The organism is Mesorhizobium sp. B3-1-6 (assembly GCF_006439555.1).
GTDB lineage: Bacteria > Pseudomonadota > Alphaproteobacteria > Rhizobiales > Rhizobiaceae > Mesorhizobium.
In genome coordinates this window covers 35,930-51,721 of sequence record NZ_VFTM01000013.1, presented here as the reverse complement: position 1 = coordinate 51,721, position 15,792 = coordinate 35,930, and the positions used below count along the sequence as shown (strand labels likewise).

Sequence of the window (15,792 nt, the reverse complement as noted above, 5' to 3'; positions counted from 1 at the left end):
ATGGCCAAGAAGTTCGCATTTCTTTTGGTGCGCGATTTCACCTTGTCGCCGCTGTCGCTGTTCATCGATACGCTGAGGCTGGCCGGCGACGAGGGTGACCGCAGCCGCAGGATCGAGTTCGACTGGGAGATCGTCGGCGAGCGCGGCCTGCCGATCCGCGCCAGCTGCGGCGTCGAATTGCTGCCGACCAGGGCGATGGGCAATCCGGAGGATTTCGACAATGTCGTGGTGGTCGGCGGCCTGCTCGACACCAACCGCAAGCTGAGTTCGGAAAAGGAAGCGTTCCTGCTGCGCGCCGCCGCGAAAGGCGTGCCGCTCACCGCGCTCTGCACCGGCAGCTTCGTGCTTGCGCGCTATAGCCTGCTCGACGGCTACAGTGCCGCGGTCAGTTGGTTCCACATCAAGGATTTTCGCGCCGAGTTCCCCGATGTGAACGCCCATGCCGACAGCCTCTATTCCGTCGACCGCGGCCGCGCCACCTGCGCCGGCGGTACCGGAGCGGCCGACCTCGCCGGCTATTTCGTCGCGCAATTCATCGGCCAGAAGGCGGCGGAAAAGGCGGCCAAGATATTGGTGCTGGACCGTATCCGCTCCAGCCGCGACGTGCAGCCGGTCGGCGACCTGTTTCCCGCCGCCGCGAGCCGCGCGGTGAAGCGGGCGCTGCTCCTGATGGAAAGCAATCTGCAGGAGCCGATCCCCGTGGCCGAGATCGCCGCCAGGCAGAACTGCTCGCGCCGCCAGCTCGAGCGCCTGTTCGGCGCCGAGCTCGGCATCGGCCCGATGGCCGCCTATCTGGCGCTGCGGGTTCATTACGCCAGGTCGCTTCTGGAAGGCAGCGACCTGGCGATCGGCGAGATCGCCTATCGCTGCGGTTTTGCCAATGCCGGCCATTTCAGCCGCGTCTTCCGCCAGCAGACCGGCATCACGCCGACCAATCTCAGGCACCCGAACCGCGCGGCTGCGGCCGCCGCGAAATGATCGGGATGCCCCTGGTCGGGTCGCATGCCCGGCCTGGCCGATTGCGCCTGCGCGGAAACGAACCGTAGCTTCGTGACGAGCGGCGGTTGCGCCGCTGTTTCAACAAGTCGAATTCGCCTTCGGAGAGCCATGCCGCATTATCCCGACGCCATGCCCGGATCGAAGACCCTGTTCGAGCGCGCCAGGAAGGTGATGCCGGGCGGCAACACGCGCACCACGGTCTTCGTCGATCCGTTTCCGATCTACGCCGCGCGCGGCGAGGGCTGCAGGGTCTGGGATGTCGACGGCAATTCCTATTACGACTGCATCAACAATTTCACCTCGATGATCCACGGCTACGCGCATCCCGACGTCACCGCGGCAGTAGCCGAGCAATTGCCTTCCGGCACGGCCTTCGGCGCCCCGACGCTGAGCGAGATCGAGCTCGCCGAACTCCTGGTCGAGCGGCTGCCCTCGGTCGACCAGGTCCGCTTCACCAATTCCGGCACCGAAGGCGTGATGATGGCGATCAAAGCCGCGCGCGCCTTCACGGGGCGGCCGAAGATCGTCAAGATCGAGGGCGCCTATCATGGCTCCTACGATTTCGCCGAGGTCAGCCTCGACTCGTCGCCCGCCAACTGGGGCGATCTGCCCAGGTCCACGCCCTATGCCAGGGGCACGCCGCGCGGCGTGCTGGACGACGTGATCGCCGTGCCCTTCAACGACAGCGAGGCGCTGCGCGCCGTCTTCGCCGCCGGGGGCGACGGCATCGCGGCGGTGCTGATCGATCCGATGCCCAACCGCGCGGGATTGATCCCGGCGCGCCGGGACTACCTTCACGCCATGGTGGAGATCGCCCACGAAGCGGGCGCGCTGGTCATCTTCGACGAGGTCATCTCGTTTCGCCTTGGATGGTCGGGCGCGCAAGGCTTGTGGGGCCTCGAGCCCGACCTGACGGCGCTCGGAAAAATCATCGGCGGCGGTTTTCCTGTCGGCGCCGTGGGCGGGCGCGCCGATGTCATGGCGGTGTTCGATCCGACCGCCGGCAAACCAGCGCTTCCGCATGGCGGCACCTTCACCGCCAATCCGGTCACCATGCGCGCCGGCCTTGCCTCGATGCGGGCGCTGACCAGGGAAAGCTTTGCCCATCTCGACCGGTTGGGCGCATTTCTGCGCGAAGGGGTCACCGCCTCGTTTGAAAAGCATGGGCTTGCCGGCCAATGCGTCGGCCTGGGCTCGCTGTTCAAGGTTCATTTCACGTCGCATCCGGTCACGGATTACCGCTCCGTCTATCCCGGCCAGGCTGAGCGGAAAAAATTCGACGCCTTCCACAAGGGCCTGCTTGGCCGTGGCGTGCTCTCCGCCAGCTACGGCCTGTTCGCGCTGTCGACGCCGATGACCGAAGCGGATGCTGGCGCCATCCTTCAAGCGATCGACGAGACCTTGGGCGACGTCGCCGCGCAGTCGTGAAAGCAGGCGGGCCACAGATGACGGTTGCTCCTCATGTCGTGGTGATCGGCGCCGGCACGCTCGGCATGTGCACGGCGCTCGACCTTGTCGAGCAGGGCGCGCGCATCACGGTGCTCGAAGCTCAGTCGATCGCTTCTGGGTCGAGCGGCCGGTCGGTCGGCGTCGTCGGCTCGCAACTGACCGACCCGTTCGAGATCATGCTGCGCGTCCATTCGCTGCGCCGGTTCCGCCAGTGGGAGGGCGAGGGGCTCCGCTTCAACCATATCGGCTATCTGCGTCTGGCGCGCACGCCCGCCCAGATGGCGCTGTTCGCGAGATCGGTCGAGATCCAGGGCGAAGCGGGGCTGAGGTCGCGCCTGCTCCGCGCCACCGAACTCAGGAACCTCGTGCCGCACATCAATCCTGACGGGCTCGAAGGCGGGTTGTTCGGGCCCGACAACGGCTTCCTCGACCCGCACGAAATGTGCAATTTCCTGGCCGGCATCGTCCGCGCCAAGGGCGGCGAGATACGCCAGTATCGCAAGCTGCTCGGCGTGCAACGACGACCGGGCGGCTATACGCTGGAAACCAGCGGCGACCCGATCGATGGCAGGCGAGGACTGATCGATTGCGATGCCGTGGTCAATGCGGGCGGCGCCTGGGCGCCGCAGGTGGCCGCGCTTTTCGGCCAGCGTCTGCACATCTGGCCCGAGCGCCACGAAGCCGTCGTCATCCATCTCGACGAGCCGCTCGGCTACACCATGCCGATGGTCATGGACCTCGTGAATGGCGAAGGCAGCGGGCTCAACTTCCGCCACGAAAAGCCGGACGAACTGATCGCCGAAATCCACAAGGTGAAGTCGATCGCGCCCGAGGATCCCGACAACTACAATGACCAGTGCGAGGAGCAGTCGAAGGTCGACCTGGCGGAGCTGCTTCTGGAGCGCATGCCCGATCTGCCTGGCGCGCGGCTCGGCCGGGGCTGGGCGGGCCTTTATCCCGTGACAGCCGACCATCGCCCCTTCGTCGGGCCGATAGATCTTTCGGAGCCGACATTGATCACCGCTGCCGGCGCCGGCGGCTACGGCATCCAGCTCGCCCCTGTGATAGGGCAAATCGCGGCGGACTGGGTGCTTCACGGCGCGCCGGTTTCGGTCCCTGGTTCGCAAAGCCTCGCGCCATCGGCCGGGCGAAACATCCCCGGTCACTGACCGATGCGCCAAGCCCGGCTCGGATGCCTAAGATGCGAGCTTTGCCGTTAACCATCAATTAACTATCCGGTCGCCTTTAATAGGGTTCTGGAGGATACTGATTTTGGCCGCGAGCGATGATCTCGCGACTGCCAAAAATTAGAAAAGAGCGGCGGATACCGTCGCCGTCTGCCGGGGAGGCGCCCAGCATCTTAGATGAGGGAGCGCCGGAATGAACATCGAGGAAGCGGTCACTGCGGCGACAGCCGGGTCGAGCGCGCTTCTGTCCTGCCTTGGCCAGCCGGTCGTGGCCTATCACGTCACGGCCATCATGCGTGAAACCGACGCAAGGCATGCGCGGCAGATGCAGCTCGCCTTGCTGCGGCGGAGCATCGAGGCCCTTGTCGACGACGGCCTCGAAGGCATCGAAGCCGAACGATTTGCATCACAGTTCCATGGTCGCGTCGGCTCGGCTTGGGAGCACCTGCATATGGCCAGCGACACGCCGCATTGATCTCTGCCGGACGGCTTTGTCGGAGCCATATGTAACACCCCGCGGGATGAGGTAGACTACCGGCTACGTCTGGGCTGACGTTCATTGAACGGGGGGCATGCGATGCAGGCGATACCGATAGTCCATCAGCCGGAACCACCGGCCATCGCCGCGGTATCATCCCTGGGCGGCTATCCCACCGCCGTGCTGTGCTGGCTGCTCTCGGCCGGCGTCTATATCGCGGCCAAATGGGTGGCGCCGGAAATGCCGCCCTGGGGGCTGTGCTTCTGGCGGCTCTTGCTGGCCTGCGCCATCCTTTTGCCGATCGTGCACCGCCATCACGGCGCCATGCTGGCGCTGCTGCGCTCGCGGCCGCTGGAGATCGTCGCCGTGGGGGCGATCGGCCTCACGCTCTGCCAGGGCATGATCTACCATGGCCTGAACGACACCGACGCCACCACGGCCGGCATCATCATGGCGATGTCGCCGATCATGACCATGGTGCTGGCGCGCTTGGTGCTTGGCGAGCCGCTCGGACTCTGGAAGTCGCTCGGCGCGGTTGCGGCACTTGCCGGCATGCTGGTGATCGTCGCGCATGGCAAGCTGGATGCGCTGGTGCAACTGCGGTTCAACATCGGCGAATTGTGGATCGTCGGCAGCGCCTTCTGCTGGGCGCTCTATACGGTGCTGCTGCGCCGCTCCAAGTTCGGCCTCGAGCTCTTGCCGCTGGTCGTGCTTCTGCTCGGCGCCGGCGCGCTCGTCGCGCTGCCGTTCCACCTGTGGGAAATCTTCAACGACGAGCGCTCTGCCCTGAACGGCAATGGCCTGCTTGCGCTCGCCTATCTGGCGGGGCCCGGCGGGGCGCTGATGTATTATCTCTACAACAAAAGCGTGGAGGCGCTGGGCGCAAGCCGGGCAAGCATGCTGCTCTACCTGCAGACGCTGTTCGTCGCCGTGCTTGCCTATCTGCTGCTCGGCGAGAGCCTGCACGACTACGATCTGCTCGGCGCTGCCTTCATCGTAGTCGGGGTCGTGTTGGCGACGATCATCAAGCCGAGGGCGCTTGCGGCAAAGGCGTGAGGGAACGGCAAATAGCGTCGATCGGCCGTCAGCGCCGCCAGTCGATTTGGGTCCTCGGGCCGTGAGCCGTCCGGACCACGCTTCCCTAAATTAGCCGATTTTGCTATGGCGAGCGGCTGCCTTTGGCGGCGCCGGCCAAGGCCGAAAGGGGATCATGGCGATCGACAAGCGCGTGGACGCATGAACGGCGATCAGCACATGCTGGAACTGCGCGTGCTTGGCGATTTTCAGGTGATGCGCGACGGCCAGCCGCTTGACCTGCCGCCGTCGCGCAAGACGCGTGCGCTGCTCGCCTACCTTGCCGTCACCGCCAGGCAGCACCAGCGCGAGCGGTTGTGCGAGATATTCTGGGACATCCCCGACGATCCGCGCGGTGCCTTGCGCTGGAGCCTGTCCAAGATCCGCCAGGTCCTGGGCGGCGTTGAAACAGCCCTTGCCGCCGATCGCAATGCGGTCGCGCTCAATGTCGCGACGGATTACGCGCGGCTGGCGCCGCTGGTGAAGGCCGACCTTTCCTCCCGCTCGACCGAGGAGCTCGAAGCCGTCCTGGCCTCGATCCGTGGCGGCTTTCTTGCCGACCTCTCGCTCGAGCGCTGCTTCGACTATGAAGCCTGGCGGCAGGCCATCGCCAGCGAGGTGGAGATCGTCGAGCTCGGCATCCTGCGCGAGCTGGTCGAGCGCCTGGCGGACCAGCCGCGGCGGGCGCTGCCCTTTGCCCAGCGCCTGCGCAGCCTCGTGCCCGACGATACGAGGCTCGCCGCCGAGACCGAGGCGCTGGAGGACAGGGTCCGGTCGGCCGCCGCTCAAGCCACGGGTCGCGCATCGCAGTCCGGTTCCGCCCGGCGGCCGCAAGCCCCGTTGAAATCCGCGTCATCGCAGGATCCCGGCCGCGCCGTGCAATTCTGCCGTGCTCTCGACGGCACCAGGCTCGCCCATGCCAGCACCGGCAGCGGCCCTGCGATCCTGCGCGCCGCGCACTGGATGTCGCATCTCACCTTCGACTGGGACAGCCCGATCTGGCGTCACTGGATGCGGGAACTGTCGCGCCGGAACCGGCTGGTGCGCTATGACGAGCGCTGCAACGGCCTGTCGCAAAGGCATGTCGTCGATATCTCGTTCGAGACCATGCTGTCGGACCTCGAATGCGTGGTCGAGGCAACGGGGCTCGACCGCTTCACCTTGCTCGGCCTGTCGCAGAGCTGCGCGGTTTCGATCGCCTACGCCATCCGGCATCCCGAGCGCGTCTCGGGCATGATCCTTTATGGCGGCTACGTCAAAGGCTGGCGGGCGCGTGGCGACGCGGGCGAGATCGCGACGCGCGAGGCCGCCGCGACGCTGATGCGCGAGAGCTGGGGCAAGTCGAACCCGATGTTCCGCCAGGCCTTCTGCTCCATGTTCATCCCCGGCGCCACGCACGAGCATTTCGCCTGGATGGACGATCTGATGCTGCGCACCGTCTCGCCCGACGATGCCTGGCGCCTGCAGAGCGCCTTTTCCGTGATCGATGTCAGCGACTTGCTGGAGAAGGTGCGTGTGCCCACGCTGGTGCTGCACGCACGGGACGACAACGTCGCTCCCGTCGAATCCGGGCGCACCATGGCCGCCGGCATTCCCGGCGCGCGCTTCATCGAACTCGAGAGCCAGAACCACATCCTCCTCGAAGGCGAGCCCGCCTTCGAGGAGTTCATCGACCACGTCCGCGCCTTCATCGCCGAGACGGCAGGCGCGTAGCCAAGCGGTCCAGAAGCTCTCAGCCCCTGGCCAATGGCACGGTGAACACCGTGGCGGTGCCGGTGAGGCAAAGCTCGCCGGCTTCGTTGCGCACCGATGTCTCCAGCTTTGTGATCGGCTTGTCGGCGCGCACGTCCTTGACCTCGACGCGGCCGGTGATCAATTCGCCGACGCCGACCGCCTTGACGAATTTCCACGAGACTTCGAGGAACACCGAGCCGGGGCCGGGCAGATCTTCCGCCACCACCGCGTTCAGGATGCCTGAGGTGACGCCGCCCTGCACGATGAGCTTGCCGAACACCGAAGCCTCGGCCAGCGCCTTGTCGTAATGCAGCGGATTGCGGTCGCCGGTCATCTCGGCGAAGACGTCGATATCCTGAGGCTGCGTGCGCCGCGAGCGCTCGGCGAAAGCGCCCAATTGCGGTCGCCCTTTGATGACACCGACCCACCCGTCCTTCATCACATGCACAGTCATGGTCTTGCTCCGGTTCGGTTGCGATTGAGGTTCGAGCCGGCCGAGGCCGGCGGCTCGTCCTGGTTGGCCGGCGCCCGGTGGGCCGTCGGCCGCGATGCAGGGGAAGGGGCGCGGCAGGCCGGCATGGACTGCCCGGCCAGCGCCTGCACCTCGGCCTTCAGCACGGCGCTGAAGCGGCGATGCCGCTCGCCGATATCGTCGAGCGTCCAGTCGAAGCCGGCGACGGCGTCCGTGGTGTCCAGGATCTGGTTGGCGATCATGTCGCGCTGCTGCTGCCAGATCGCGAATGCCGCGTCGGACCCGTCGAGGATGGCGCGCGCGAGGCTCTCGGCGTCGCGCAGCGCATCGGAAATGCCGTGCGAGGTGATCGGGTCGCGGAAGAAGCCGGCGTCACCCACCAGCGCCCATCCGGGGCCGTGCGCCTGACGGATATAGCCCGGCACGCCTCGGAACGCCTGCAGGCGGGCGTCCTTCGGCGCCTGGGCCGCTTGTGCTGCCAGCGCCGGCGAAAGCGCTTCGAGCACGTCCATGCGGGCGCGGGCGTGGCCGAGGCGGAAGCGCTGGTCGAACAGGCTCGTCGGCACCGAGGCGACGATGCAGGCGAGGCCGTCATTGGTCGGGATGAACGAGCCGGCGATCCCGTCGCGGAAGTACCAGTGATAGCCGGCGCCCGGCTCGACCGGCGCATAGCCATAGACATGGGCGGCCGATACCGCGCCGCGCCGCAATGGCTGGGCGTCCACGCATTTCGCCACCAGCGAGCCGATGCCGTCGGCGCCGACCACGATATCGGCGCTGACCCTTACGGACGCGCGGCCGGCGGCGCGGATTTCGATGCCGCGCACGCGCCCGCGCGTGTCGGCGAAGAGGTCGCCGACCGCCACCTCATGCAGGACCTCCGCGCCGGCCTTGCGCGCCGCATCGACCAGGATGCGGTCGAGCACGGTGCGCCGCGGCGCGATCAGCCCGGGAAGGTCCGAACCGGCGGCGAGCGGGATGGCGATCTCCTCCTCGCCATAGTGGAAGGTCGTCGTCTCGATCGGCGGCGTCCCGGCCTTGAGCAGCGGCTCGAGCAGGCCCCAGCGCCAAAGCTGCAACACGGCCGGCCGCATCAGCGCATGCGTCGACAGCGTGTCGGAGCCGTACGGCTTGCGGTCGATCGCAAGCACCTTGAGACCCGCGCGGGCGAGCAGCATCGCGGTCGCCGCACCCGCGCAGCGCGCGCCGACGATGATGGCGTCGTAGTGGCCGCGCCTGGGGGTGGCCATGAGGGAGATGGGATTGGTTGCCATGGTGGTCGTGATCCTCAGGCCGCCTTGCGGCCGTTGCAGTCGAGATGACGCGAGATTTCGGCGGCGATCGCCTCGGCGTCCGCGCCGACGCCGCCGATGAAGTTGGAATCGCGCTTGCGCAGGAAGCGGAAGCCGAGCGCGTAGAGGCCGGGCAGGCAGGTGATCCCACCCTGATGCGCGAGCTCGCCGTCGGCGCCGAGCGCCAGCGGCTCCAGCCAGCCGAGCGAGCGCGCATAGCCGGTGGCCCAGATGATGCTGCGGATCGATCCGTCGGTGAGCGACAGCTGTTCTGCGCGCGCCGCCGGCATCGCAACCGGCTCGGGCCGGTATGGTGTCGCCGCGCCCGTGAAGCGGTCGATTTGGTCGAGCAGGCGCGCCTGCTTCGCTTCCGCCGCAGCGATGTGCTGGCCAAGGTCGCCGGCGAAGGCGATCTCGCGGTCGCCGACGCCGCGCACCCGCCCGGTCAGCTCCACGCCGAGCGCCTGCAGCGTAGCGAGATCGACATCGGCCCTGTCGGGCCGGCCGGCGAGCTGCAGCGACGGCTGGCGTCGCGCGCCTTCCGGATTGGCGAGGTCTTCCCGGCGCTGCGCCATCAGGCCCATTGCGCACAGCCAGAAGAAGATATCCTGGCCGCGCCATGTTCTGGGCAGGCGCGTATGCTTGCCGACCGAAAGCACCACGCGCCGCCCAGCGCGGGCGAGCTCGTCGGCGATCTGCACGCCGGACGACGAGGCGCCGACGACCAGCACGCCGCCGCCCGGCAGCTCGCCGGGCGAGCGATATTGCGAGGCGTGAATACTGAGCGGTCCGCGAAGGGTCTCAGCCGAAAAAGGGATGACCGGCCGGTCGCAATGTCCCGTCGCGACGACGACCGCGCGCGCCGACCACTCGCCGGCGCTGGTGCGCAAGGCAAAGCCGTCGCCGGTCCGCTTGACAGATGTGACCTCGACATTGGTCTCGACGGGCGCATGCCACTGCCAGGCGTAGCGCTCCAGGCTTTCCACGAAAGCCCCTTTGCTCATGAAGCCGTCGGGATCGCCGCCCTCATAGGGCGAGCCGGGCAGGGCGTTCAGCCAGTTCGGCGTGAGCAGCCCGAGCGAGCGCCAGCTCTGCGAGCGCCAGCGCTCGCCGATGCGGCCGCGCTCCAGCACGGCATGGTCGATACCGGCCTGGCCGAGGCAATGGCTGAGCGCAAGGCCAGCCTGGCCCGCGCCGATGATGACGACCGCGCGTCTCATGGTTCTGGTCCGTTTGGGAGGAAGCAGGCGGCCCGGATCGGTCCGGATCGCCTGCCGGCTTCGGCTTACTGGATGGTCTTGATGCCGACGGTGACCGGCACGCCCTTGGTCAGCACGTCGAACACGGCCGAACGGGCTCGCGACTGCTCGACCAGCTGCTGCAGCTTCTCGGCCGGCGCGTCGCCTTCGATCTCGAACGACACCTGGATGTTCTGGAAGCCGTTGCGGACCTCGTCGGAAATGCCGAGGATGCCGCGCAGGTCGATGTCGCCGTCGACCGAGCACTTCACCTTGGTGAGCTTGATCCCGCGTGCGGCGGCAATGTTGGCGACGCCAGCCATCAGGCAGCCCGCCAGCCCGTGCAGCAGCCATTCGACCGGGGTCGGCGCATTGTCGGCGCCGCACAGGATCGCCGGATGGTCGGCGTCGGCATAATGCGGCTTCTCGTGCTTCTGTTCCTGGCCGGCGCCGAAGAAGCCATTCATGACGGTCTTGCTGTGCGTGCCCTCGATCCACTCGTTGTGGGCGCGGAACTGGAATTTTGCCAGCTCCGGCTGCCCGGCGACGAAATTGATCGTCGCCAGAAGGTTCGGCGTGTCGACGCCATTGAGCGGAAGCCGTGCAGGTTTGGTGTTGGGTTGCATCTTCATCTCCAAAGGTTCGTTTGCGGCTTGGTTGCCGTGACGGCCTCTGTTTGCCGATGGAGCGTTTGAACGAGAGTGGGTGCGACCGTGGAATTTTTCATACGTCTACCGTGGAAATTGCGTTGGATGTATCGTTTGAAACGAATGTCGACGCCCGAATGCGCCGGGACGCAAAAGCCCCGGCGTGGGGAAGCCCTGGGGCCTGTCGAGAGCGCGGTGACGACCGCCATCGGGGGTCATCCGGCGTTGCGGAAGTCCATCCCGTCGGCGTCGGAGGCGTAGCGCATTGAGGTGTAATGGTCGATTTCCGAACGGGCGATACCCAAGTCCTTGAGCAGATGATCGGGCATGGCCTGCATGGCGGCGCGGTCGCTGCGCATCCTCATCGCACGATAGGCAAGCCGCAGCGCACGGCCGGCAAAGCCAATCAGGCTTAGGTCCGCGCGGCTGGGTTCACAGGCGGTGTGCTCCAAACTCGTCATTGTCGTCTCCATCTCTTTGCGGCGTGATCATTCACGTCACCAATGGGAGGACTTGTCGCCGACGACCGGGGGAGCGAGCGTTGGAGCGGGCGTCGAAATTGCCGTGGGAATCTGGTGGTATCTCAGTTTGAAAATATCGTGCCTTGCCAATGCGGCACGGAGCGCTTCGTCGCGAAGTCCTTGGCCTTCTTATTATATCAGGGCTAGCGTATATATGGCTGTGTTACTATGCTCATGTTCAGAGGGGAATTAAATTATGCGCAAACAGAAAACGCTTGGACTGGCGCTTCTGGCTTCTAGTTCGCTTTTCCTCGCCGACGTCGCTTTAGCGAAAGATGCCTACAAAACACCATGCAGGGCGGATGCCCAGCGAGTGTGCAAGATGGTCGACAATGCAAAGGGGTTAAGCTGTCTTAAACAGCACATCAGTGAGCTCACTCCTGCTTGCAAAGCGTTTCTCTCCAAGCAATGAACTGTAACAGCCATCAAGGGTCGTACTGATTACAGGGCGGTGGCGGCCTCAGGAAATCCGCCGCCCGGCCTCGTCCAGCAAGACGCAATCGTCCGCGTCGAAGCCGAGTTCGATCGCTTCGCCTTCGCGCAGAACGCGGCCATCGATCGGGGCGTTGGCGCGGATGTTCGTCTTGGCGCCTATGTCGACCTCGTAGATGGCGCTGCCGCCGAGATAGGAGGCCGACACGACCCGGCCAGGCAACCGGTTGGCGCCCGCCTTGGCACCCACCGCGAGTTTCTGCGGCCGCACCACGACGGTTACGGCGCTGCCCTGCGGCAGCGCCTTGGGTGAAAGCACATTGACCGTCTGGCCGCTGGCCAGCTTGACTATCGTCGGCCCGTCCGATCTGCTCACCGTGCCCGAAAGCATGTTGGCCTTGCCGAGGAAGTCGGCGACGAAGGCGGTGGCCGGCCGCTCATAAACCTCTTCCGGCGTGCCGACCTGCTCGGCCGAGCCGGCATTCATCACCACGATGCGGTCCGACATCGACAGCGCTTCTTCCTGGTCGTGCGTGACGAAGATGGCGGTGATGCCGGTTTCCTTCTGGATCTTCTTGATCTCGACGCGCATCTCCTCGCGCATGTTGGCGTCGAGCGCCGAGAGCGGCTCGTCGAGCAAAAGCACCTGCGGCTCGAAGACGATGGCGCGCGCCAGCGCGATGCGCTGCTGCTGGCCGCCCGACAGCTGCGAGGGCAGTTTCTTCTCGCTGCCGGGCAGCCGCACCATATCGAGCGCTTGGCCGACCTTGCGCCTGATCTCAGGCTTGGCGACGTTGCGGTATTTCAGGCCGAAGGCGACATTGTCGAACACGGTTTTGTGGGGAAAGAGCGCATAGCTCTGGAACACCAGCCCGATGTTGCGCTTGTAGATCGGCACGTCGTCGACACGCCGGCCGCCGATCATGATCTGGCCGGCCGAAATGTCGACCAGCCCGGCGATGGAGCGCAGGATCGTCGTCTTGCCGCAGCCAGACGGCCCGAGCAGCGTGACGAAGCTACCCTTGCGGATCGACAAAGAGAAATCGCGCACCGCGACGAACTTGCCGTAAGCGATGTCGATGTTGCGGAACTCGACCGCCGGGCTGCTCGCCCTGGCGGCCGCGCTCGCGCCTTGTGCCCCGGCCGAGGTCGGCCGGGGATTGAGTGTCGTATCCTGGCCGTCAGGCACCTTTCGAGATCCTGTTCCACTGCTTGGTCCAGGCGTCCTCGTTGGTCGCCCAGTAGGTCGGATCGGCGAAGGTCAACGCCTTCATCGTGCCGGTGGGGTCGAAGGCCGGCAGCTTCGCGATCTTGTCGGTCAGCTTGACCTTGGTCGGGTCGAGCGATGGCGGGTAGCTCTGGCCCTCGGCCACCGCGATCGAGGTCGCCGGGTCGAGCATGAAGTTGATCAGCTCCTCGCATTCGGCCATCGGCGAGCCCTTCAGGATCAGCATGTCCTCCATCCACGCATAGGAGCCGGCCGGATCGAGATAGCCGATCGGATGGCCCTGGTCCTGCAGCGCGGCGACCCGGCCCGACCAGGCGTCGGTCACCACGATCTCGCCCTTGGAAAGCAGGTCCATAAGTTCCGCGCCGGAGCTCCAGAACTTCTTGGCGAGGTCGCGCGTCTCGCGCACCTTGGCCCAGATCGTGTCCATGTCCTTGAGGTTGTTGGGATCCTGTCCGGTGGCCAAAGCCGCGTACCAGACACGCGTCGTCATGTCGGAATAGCCGCCGACCTTGCCGGCATATTTCTTGTCGAACAGAAGTGCTGCGCCCTTTTCCTTGGCTTCCTCCGGCGAGATCACCTTGGTGTTGTAGGCGATGCCGGTGGTGCCGTAGTCGTAAGGCACGGCCGACAGCTTCGGCGTCAGCTTGCGGAAGGGCTCGATCATCGGCTGCAGCACATTCGCCATGTTGGGAATGTTGGCCTCGTTGATCTCCGAGGTCAGACCGCCATTGACGTATTTGATGTAGTAGTTGACGCCCGAGGAATGAATGACCTGGTAGTCGCCGGGCTTCGCGGTCTTGATCTTGGTGATGATCTCGTCCTCGTCGCCGAACGTGCCTTGCACCACCTTGATCTTGGTCTTGGCCGTGTAGGGCTGGAAGGCGAATTTGTCGATCGCGTCCTGCACCGTGCCGCCCCAGCCGTCGAAGCGGACTTCCTCGACCGCGGCGAGCGCCCGGCCCATCCACGGCATGGAAAGCCCCGCCGATGCGGCGGCGGCCGCCGTCAGCGTCAGGAAAGTGCGGCGGCTCAGATCGCCATTGGCATACCGGTCGTGCAGCCGTTCCAGCCGCTTGGTCGTCGTCAGTTTCATCGTACTTCCTCCTTTGGTTCGCCGCGTCTCTTCAACTTCGTCAGGCTCTGCAGGATCAGGCCGCCGATCAACGGGATGCCGACGGTCACCAGGATCATCACGGTGCCGAGGGCGTTGATCTCCGGGCTGATCGAGATTTTCAGCATCGAAAGGATCTGGGTGGGCATGGTCTCGACGCCTGCCGGACGCCAGAACAGGCTGGCCGAGGTGTTGTCGAACGAGATGGTGAAGGCGAGCAGGGCGCCGCCGACGACCGCCGGGATCAGCAGCGGCAGCGTGATCTCGCGAAAGGACGAGAAGCGCGAGGCGCCGAGCGACAGCGCCGCCTCCTCATAGACCCGCCTTATGCCCACCATGCGCGCCTGCGCGATCAGCACCACATAGGGCACCGCAAGCAGGATATGGCCGAGCACCAGAAGCAGCATCGTGCGCGGCTGGTCGATCGCCTTGATCAGCACCAGAAGGCCGACGCCGAGAATGGTTTCCGGCACCAGCGCCGGCAGGATCACCAGCGTGCTCAGCGTCTGCTTGCCTGGGAACTCGAAGCGCACCAGCGCGAAGGCCGTGACGACGCCGATCGCCGTGGTGGCGACAGCGGTGACCAACGCGATCCACAGCGAGGTGCGGAAGGCGGTCAGCACCGCGTCATTGTTCATCAGCTTGGCGTACCATTGCAGCGAAAAGCCGGTCATCGGGAAGCCGCCGAACATCGAGGCGTTGAACGACAGGATGACGGTCGCCACGATCGGCGCGAACATGAAGATGTAGACGCAGAGCGTGACGAAGCCGGTCAGCCGCCAGGCCCATTTACCTTCCCTGTTCGGTCGCGCAGCCTTCATCCGGCCAACCCCTTCACAATCTGCGACATGCCCATGTAACGGGTGTAGATGGCGGCGAAGAAGCCGAGCACGACGAACAGTACGATCGACAAAGTGGCGCCCATCGGCCAGTTCAATTCGCCCATGATGGTGTCGTAGATCAAATTGCCGAACAGCGCGTCGCGGCCCGAGCCGAGCAGTTGCGGCGTCACATAGCTTCCGGCAGCCAGCACGAAGCAGAGCAGCAGCCCCGCCGCCAGGCCCGGCAGGGAGAGGGGCAAGGTCACCTCGCGGAACGCCTGCGCGCTGGTGCAGCCCATCGAGCGCGCGGCCGAGATCAGCGTGCGGTCGATGCCCTCGAGGCTGACATAGACGTTGAGGATCATGTAGGGCAGGAGGAAGTGCAGCAGTCCCAGGATCACCGCGCCCTCGTTGTAGAGCATCTGCAGCGGCTCGTTGATGATGCCCATCTTGAGCAGAGCGACGTTGATGACGCCCTGTTCGCCCAGGATGTTGATCCAGGAAAAGGTGCGGATGGTGAAGCTGATCCAGAACGGCACGATGAGCAGGAGCAAGAGCAGCCATTTGTGCCTGAAGCTCGTCGCCCAGATGAAATAGGCCGGGAAATAGCCGAGCACGCCGCACAGCAGCGCGGTGATCGCGCCGACCCTCAGCGTCTTCAGAAGGAAGCCGGAATAATAGCTGTCGGTGAAGAATTCCTGCCAGTTGGCGGTGGTCAGCGCGCTGGTCTCGACGCCGGCGGTGACGAAGGTGAAGAAGGTATAGGCCGCCATCACCGCGATCGGCAGCACCAGGAAGAAGATCAGCAGCAGAAGCACCGGTGCAACCAGCATCCAGGCCAGGCGTGGATCGTACAAGGTCCAGCGATTGTTCATGCGCACCCGGAGGTAGGCGCCTTCTTCGAGGCGCGCTTATGTTCCCGCAGTGAAGATTGTTTCATTGCCGCCGCGATGTCTACAGGCGGTGGCCCAAATTCGATTCAGCCAGGGCGTCGCGCGCCGATAGGAACATGTGGGCCTGGGGGTGTCCAGGCTGACTATAACTAGCAGTCCGACAAGGCGGTCTATGGCGCCAGCGCCAAATACGCGCTCGATGCGAACTGGACG

16 protein-coding genes are annotated in these 15,792 nt (G+C 65.5%); 7 read left to right on the top strand and 9 right to left on the bottom strand.

The window, feature by feature from the left end:
* The 6 genes from FJ414_RS13615 to FJ414_RS31770 all read left to right on the top strand — a co-directional run bounded on the left by FJ414_RS13615 (position 1) and on the right by FJ414_RS31770 (position 6,900).
* Positions 1-978, top strand: a complete 978-nt coding sequence (locus FJ414_RS13615; protein ID WP_140644896.1) for a GlxA family transcriptional regulator — start codon at positions 1-3, stop codon at positions 976-978.
* Between the two features lie 129 nt (positions 979-1,107).
* Entirely contained in the window at positions 1,108-2,427 is a 1,320-nt protein-coding gene (locus tag FJ414_RS13610; protein WP_140644895.1) for an aspartate aminotransferase family protein, read from the top strand.
* 17 nt (positions 2,428-2,444) lie between these two features.
* Complete coding sequence (locus FJ414_RS13605) at positions 2,445-3,617, top strand: FAD-dependent oxidoreductase (protein WP_140644894.1); 1,173 nt, start codon at positions 2,445-2,447, stop codon at positions 3,615-3,617.
* A gap of 211 nt (positions 3,618-3,828) precedes the next feature.
* A complete protein-coding gene (locus tag FJ414_RS13600; RefSeq protein WP_140644893.1) occupies positions 3,829-4,110 on the top strand; it encodes a hypothetical protein in 282 nt (93 codons plus the stop codon).
* A 102-nt stretch (positions 4,111-4,212) separates the two neighbouring features.
* On the top strand, positions 4,213-5,169 hold the full coding sequence (locus tag FJ414_RS13595; protein ID WP_140644892.1) for an EamA family transporter: 957 nt from the start codon (positions 4,213-4,215) through the stop codon (positions 5,167-5,169).
* Between the two features lie 180 nt (positions 5,170-5,349).
* The gene (locus FJ414_RS31770) at positions 5,350-6,900 is read left to right on the top strand and encodes an alpha/beta hydrolase (protein ID WP_246672390.1); all 1,551 of its coding nucleotides are present in this window, start codon (positions 5,350-5,352) and stop codon (positions 6,898-6,900) included.
* A 19-nt stretch (positions 6,901-6,919) separates the two neighbouring features.
* Here FJ414_RS31770 and FJ414_RS13585 read toward each other — a convergent pair whose 3' ends face one another.
* The 5 genes from FJ414_RS13585 to FJ414_RS13565 all read right to left on the bottom strand — a co-directional run bounded on the left by FJ414_RS13585 (position 6,920) and on the right by FJ414_RS13565 (position 11,031).
* Positions 6,920-7,375, bottom strand: coding sequence for a MaoC family dehydratase (locus tag FJ414_RS13585; RefSeq protein ID WP_140644891.1), 456 nt, complete (start codon positions 7,373-7,375; stop codon positions 6,920-6,922).
* Positions 7,372-8,667 carry an NAD(P)/FAD-dependent oxidoreductase gene (locus FJ414_RS13580; protein ID WP_140644890.1) on the bottom strand — a complete coding sequence of 432 codons (1,296 nt, stop codon included), beginning with the start codon at positions 8,665-8,667 and terminating at the stop codon, positions 7,372-7,374. Before FJ414_RS13580 ends, FJ414_RS13585 begins: the two co-directional genes overlap by 4 nt.
* 14 nt (positions 8,668-8,681) lie before the next feature.
* The gene (locus FJ414_RS13575) at positions 8,682-9,905 is read right to left on the bottom strand and encodes an NAD(P)/FAD-dependent oxidoreductase (RefSeq protein WP_140644889.1); all 1,224 of its coding nucleotides are present in this window, start codon (positions 9,903-9,905) and stop codon (positions 8,682-8,684) included.
* Positions 9,906-9,970: 65 nt separating this feature from the next.
* Entirely contained in the window at positions 9,971-10,549 is a 579-nt protein-coding gene (locus FJ414_RS13570) for an OsmC family protein (protein ID WP_224529713.1), read from the bottom strand.
* Between the two features lie 236 nt (positions 10,550-10,785).
* Positions 10,786-11,031, bottom strand: a complete 246-nt coding sequence (locus tag FJ414_RS13565) for a DUF1127 domain-containing protein (protein WP_140644888.1) — start codon at positions 11,029-11,031, stop codon at positions 10,786-10,788.
* A gap of 256 nt (positions 11,032-11,287) precedes the next feature.
* Here FJ414_RS13565 and FJ414_RS13560 point away from each other — a divergent pair, with 256 nt between their 5' ends.
* Positions 11,288-11,503 carry a hypothetical protein gene (locus tag FJ414_RS13560; RefSeq protein ID WP_140644887.1) on the top strand — a complete coding sequence of 72 codons (216 nt, stop codon included), beginning with the start codon at positions 11,288-11,290 and terminating at the stop codon, positions 11,501-11,503.
* A gap of 48 nt (positions 11,504-11,551) precedes the next feature.
* Here FJ414_RS13560 and FJ414_RS13555 read toward each other — a convergent pair whose 3' ends face one another.
* Genes FJ414_RS13555 through FJ414_RS13540 form a run of 4 tightly spaced genes read right to left on the bottom strand, consistent with a single transcriptional unit; the run spans position 11,552 to position 15,561 of the window.
* A complete protein-coding gene (locus FJ414_RS13555) occupies positions 11,552-12,712 on the bottom strand; it encodes an ABC transporter ATP-binding protein (protein WP_140644886.1) in 1,161 nt (386 codons plus the stop codon).
* Positions 12,705-13,847, bottom strand: coding sequence for an ABC transporter substrate-binding protein (locus tag FJ414_RS13550; RefSeq protein ID WP_140644885.1), 1,143 nt, complete (start codon positions 13,845-13,847; stop codon positions 12,705-12,707). Before FJ414_RS13550 ends, FJ414_RS13555 begins: the two co-directional genes overlap by 8 nt.
* Positions 13,844-14,686: an ABC transporter permease gene (locus tag FJ414_RS13545; protein WP_140644884.1), complete on the bottom strand. Its 843-nt coding sequence runs from the start codon at positions 14,684-14,686 to the stop codon at positions 13,844-13,846. The genes FJ414_RS13550 and FJ414_RS13545 overlap by 4 nt, the downstream gene beginning before the upstream one ends.
* On the bottom strand, positions 14,683-15,561 hold the full coding sequence (locus FJ414_RS13540) for an ABC transporter permease (protein ID WP_140644883.1): 879 nt from the start codon (positions 15,559-15,561) through the stop codon (positions 14,683-14,685). The genes FJ414_RS13545 and FJ414_RS13540 overlap by 4 nt, the downstream gene beginning before the upstream one ends.
* Between the last annotated feature and the right edge of the window lie 231 nt (positions 15,562-15,792).